This is a genomic window from Actinocrinis sp. (genome assembly GCF_035650855.1).
In the GTDB taxonomy this organism is placed as follows: Bacteria; Actinomycetota; Actinomycetes; order Streptomycetales; family Catenulisporaceae; genus Actinocrinis.
Genome location: NZ_DASRGV010000299.1, coordinates 1 through 4,223, shown reverse-complemented (window position 1 = coordinate 4,223; position 4,223 = coordinate 1). Strand labels below are relative to the sequence as shown.

Genomic DNA, 4,223 nt, shown 5'->3' with positions numbered 1-4,223 from the left:
CACCTTCGCCAACCGGCGCAAGGCCTGGGCCTACCGCCAGGATCAGCAGCCGACGACGCATCCGATCGTGGCGACCATCAACGACCTCGAAGACGCGAAGCTGAACTTCGACGGCATCACGTACGCGAAGGGCGCGTCAGTGCTCAAGCAGCTCGTCGCGTACGTCGGCGAGGAGGCGTTCCTGGAGGGGGCGCGGCGCTACTTCAAGCGGCACGCGTACGGCAACACGACGCTCGCGGACCTGCTCGACGTGCTGGCGGAGACGTCCGGGCGCGACCTGGCCACCTGGTCCCGGGCCTGGTTGGAGACCGCGCAGCTCAACACGCTGACGATCGATGGTGACGCGATCGCGCAGTCGGCCGCCCCGGGTTACCTGGAAGCCAGGCCGCATCGGATCGCGATCGGGTCCTATGCGCTGGACGAAGGCCGCGGCGCTACGGACGGCCTGGCGCGGGTGGTGCGGGTCGATCGGCAAGAGCTGGATCTCGCGGACACGCGCACCCCGTTCCCGTTCTCGCCGGCGAAGGCGGGTGACGGCAGCGGTGTCTTCCACCTGCTCAACGACGACGATCTGACCTACGCGAAGGTGCGGCTGACGGCCGATCAGGTGGATTTCCTGCGCGAGCACCTGTCCTCGTTCGAGGACCCGATGGCGCGCTCGCTGCTGTGGTCGGCGTTGTGGAACATGACCCGGGACGCCGAGCTGTCCGGGCGCGACTTCATCGACTTCGTGGACCGGCACGCGGCGGCCGAATCAGAGGTCGGCGTCGTGCAGAACCTGTTGCAGCAGACCGAGGCCGTGCTCCAGTTCTATCTGGCGCCGCAGGCCGCACGGGAGGCGGCGCGGCAGGCCGCCGCGATGGCCCGGCGCGAGCTGACCGCCGCGACGCCCGGCTCCGACCACCAGCTCGCCTGGGCCCGCGGTGTCGCCGCGGCCGCTTGCTCGGCAGAGGACTACGCGCTGCTGGACGCGCTGCTCGAAGGCACCGCGCTTCCGAACGACGCTGCGCTCATCGACGGCCTGACCGTCGACACGGATCTGCGCTGGACCTTCCTGCACGCGCTGGCCCGCGGCGGCCAGGCCGACCAGACCCGGCTCGATGCGGAGCTGATGCGCGACGCGACGGCGGCCGGCCGGCGCAAGCACGCCGGGTGCCTGGCCGCGCGTCCGACCGCCGAGGCGAAGGCGGCGGCCTGGAAGCTCGCGGTGGAATCCGGCGACCAGCCCACCGATCTGCTGCGCGACCTGCTGCTCGGTCTGGCCGCGACGCCGGAGCGTCCCGACCTGCTGCTCCCCTTCGTCGAGCGCTACTTCACCGCGCTGGACGAGGTGTGGTCGCAGCGTTCGATCGAGAACTCGCGCCGGATCGCGGTGCTCGCCTTCCCGAGCCGTGTGGTGGAGGAGGCCACCCTGGCACGCACCGACCGCTGGCTCGCCGAGGACGGTCACGCCCCGGCGCTACGCCGACTGGTCCTCGAAGCGCGCGACGAACTGGCCAGAGCACTTAAGGCGCGCAGCGTCAGCTGACCAGGCCGGCCGACCCGGTCCCGGACCTTAGACCCCGAGCCCACCCAAGACAGACAGTTCCTGGCGGGTGAACTCGCCGGTCAGCATCGGCATCGCCTTGGCGATCGCGGCCTTGGCCTCCGGCAGTCGCAGCGAGGCGTCGTGCTTCTCCTTGCTCTCCCAGACCTCGGTCACCCAGATGGTGTCGGGGTCGCAGTCCGAGGCGAACACGATGTAGTGGCTGCACCCGATCGCGCGCAGGCCGGTCGCGCCGGCCGTCAGTAACGCCGCCACCTCGTCGCGGCAGCCCGGCTTGGCCTTCATCGAGCCGATGTATCCGTACACGACTGATCATCCCCTCGGTTCACGCCTCGGCGAGCTGCCCGTCGCGCAGGGTCAGAACCCGGTCCGCGAGTTCGACCATCGCCGGATCGTGCGTCGCGACCAGCGCCGTGACGTGCTCGGCGGCGATGATCGCACGCAGCAGGCGCATCACCGAGCGGCCGGTGGCCCGGTCGAGCTGGCCGGTCGGCTCGTCCGCGATCAGCAGGCGCGGGGTGTTGGCCAACGCCCTGGCGATCGCCACCCGCTGCTGCTGGCCGCCGGACAGCTCGCCCGGCCGCTGCTTGCCGTGCGCGGCGAGGCCGACCAGGTCGAGCAGCAGCTTGACCCGCTGCTCGCGCTCGGCCACCGGGGCGCGGCGCAGGCGCAGCGGCATGCCGATGTTCTCCGCCGCGGTGAGCACCGGCAGCAGCGCGAAGGACTGGAAGATGAACCCGACGGTGCCGCGGCGCAGCTCGGCCAGCTCGGAGTCGGCCGGGCGGCGGCCCTTGCCGAACACCGGGCGGCCGTCGATGGCCAGCTCCCCGGAGTCCGGGCGGTCCAGCGCGCCGATCAGGTTGAGCAGCGTGGTCTTGCCGGAGCCGGAACGCCCGACGATGACGCACAGTTCGCCGCGCGGTATTTCGAAGGACACATCGTTAACCGCGTGCACCGCGCGCTCGCCGCTGCCGTAGACGCGGTGCAGGCCTTGCGCTACGACCATCGGGCCGCTGTCGTCGAGGACCGTGCTGGATGCGGAAGCAGCGGCGGAGGAAAGAGCAGGGGCAGGAGCGGAGGCGGCGTCGGCCCGGCGATCGGTCTCGCTCATTCCTCGTCCCCTTCAACGCTGGCCGGCAGCGGATCGGGGCTGCGGTGCTGCGGCCAGATGCCGATGTGGTCCGGCTCAAGCGCCAGCAGCACCCGCTCACGCAGCCCGAGCGCCTCGGTGTACTCGTGCGGCAACTGGACCCGGCCCGCGCGGTCGAGCACCGCGTAGGACTGGGCCACGACCTCCGAACCGCCATCGTGCGCGCCGTGCGCGGGCCGTACCGTCTCCGTGCTGATCCGGCCGTCCCGGATCTCCACAGTACGCCCGACCCGCTCGGAGACCGCCGCGTCGTGCGTGACCACCACGATGGTCACGCCCAGCTCGCGGTTCGCACCGCGCAGCGCGTCGAAGACCTCGTCGCTGGTGGCCGAGTCCAGCTCGCCGGTCGGCTCGTCGGCGAACAGCACCTCCGGCTCGTTGGCCAGCGCGGTCGCGATCGCCACCCGCTGCTGCTCGCCGCCGGACAGCTGCGCCGGGCGGCGCTCCCGGCAGTAGCCGACGCCGAGCAGTTCCAGCAGCTCTCCGGCGCGCGCCGAGCGCTGCCTGCGGCGCACCGAGGTGTACGACATCGGCAGCATCACGTTCTCCTGCGCGCTGAGGTACGGGATCAGGTTGCGCCCGGTCTGCTGCCACACGAAGCCGACCGTCTTGCGCCGATACCGCAGCCGCTCTCGGCCCTTCATGCCCATCAGCTGGTGCCCGGCGACGCGTACCGCTCCCGCGGTCGGCCGGTCGAGCCCTGACAGGATATTGAGGAGGGTGGACTTCCCGCTGCCGGAGGCCCCGACGATCGCGACCAGCTCGCCGCGGTCCACGAGCAGGTCGAGGCCCTGCAACGCCTGCACCTCGACCTCGCCGGTCTGGTAGATGCGCACCAGGTTGTCGCACACGATCTGGGCCGACTCGCCGAAGCGCGCCCGCTGCCGGGTGGCCGCCTCCTCCAGTTCGCGCAGCGTCGCGAACTCGGGCTCGGCCGCGGCCGTGTCCGTGTTCGGCGCCTCGGACGGGGGCATGGCTGACTGCGTCATGGTTCGTACCGTCCCTTCATCAGTCACGCTCCTCGCGCAGGAAGGACAGCCGGGTGCGGTGCTCGGTCGCGGCGCGCACCGCGGCCAGCAGGAGGCCGAGGGCGGGGATGCCGAAGACCGCGAGGATCGCCGTGGCCGGGGTGGCCAGCCCGGACAGCGGCAGGCTGTGCGGATCGCCGACCGCCATCCGGCCGATCAGCGGGGCGAGCAGGGCCAGCGCGCCGAAGGCGGCGCCGAACGCGACCACGCCGATCATCACGAAGGCCGGCAGGGTTTCCAGCACTGTGGAGGCGACTCCGGTCGACCTGCGCGCGCCGAGCGTGGCCAGGAAGGTCCGGCCGGCGGCGCGGGTGCGGGCGGTGAGCGTGCCGGCCAGCAGCAGGCAGACCACGGCGAGCACCAGGTCGAAGACGATCGCCGCGCGCGAGGTCCAGTGCGCGATCTGCCCGATCGGCCCGCTGTCCAGGCCGGCCGCGCGCTGCGCCCGGACGGCGATCGTCACGCCGGGCACGGCCTGCGCGCGGGTGACCGCCTCGGT

Annotated in this window: 4 protein-coding genes and 1 pseudogene; 1 reads left to right on the top strand and 4 read right to left on the bottom strand. The window is 72.1% G+C overall.

Features of this window, described 5'->3' with window-relative positions; all coding sequences use genetic code 11:
* A partial coding sequence (locus VFB40_RS21430; protein ID WP_324853424.1) for an ERAP1-like C-terminal domain-containing protein occupies positions 1 to 1,528 on the top strand: 1,528 nt, incomplete at its 5' end.
* Positions 1,529 to 1,555: 27 nt separating this feature from the next.
* Here VFB40_RS21430 and VFB40_RS21425 read toward each other — a convergent pair.
* From VFB40_RS21425 to VFB40_RS21410, 4 genes and pseudogenes are all read right to left on the bottom strand, one after another.
* The gene (locus tag VFB40_RS21425; protein WP_324853422.1) at positions 1,556 to 1,852 is read right to left on the bottom strand and encodes a putative quinol monooxygenase; all 297 of its coding nucleotides are present in this window, start codon (positions 1,850 to 1,852) and stop codon (positions 1,556 to 1,558) included.
* 19 nt (positions 1,853 to 1,871) lie between these two features.
* The gene (locus VFB40_RS21420; protein WP_349261580.1) at positions 1,872 to 2,552 is read right to left on the bottom strand and encodes an ABC transporter ATP-binding protein; all 681 of its coding nucleotides are present in this window, start codon (positions 2,550 to 2,552) and stop codon (positions 1,872 to 1,874) included.
* Positions 2,553 to 2,653: 101 nt separating this feature from the next.
* Positions 2,654 to 3,685: an ABC transporter ATP-binding protein gene (locus VFB40_RS21415; protein WP_324853418.1), complete on the bottom strand. Its 1,032-nt coding sequence runs from the start codon at positions 3,683 to 3,685 to the stop codon at positions 2,654 to 2,656.
* Between the two features lie 19 nt (positions 3,686 to 3,704).
* A pseudogene (locus VFB40_RS21410) lies at positions 3,705 to 4,223 on the bottom strand (hypothetical protein); the annotation flags it as partial.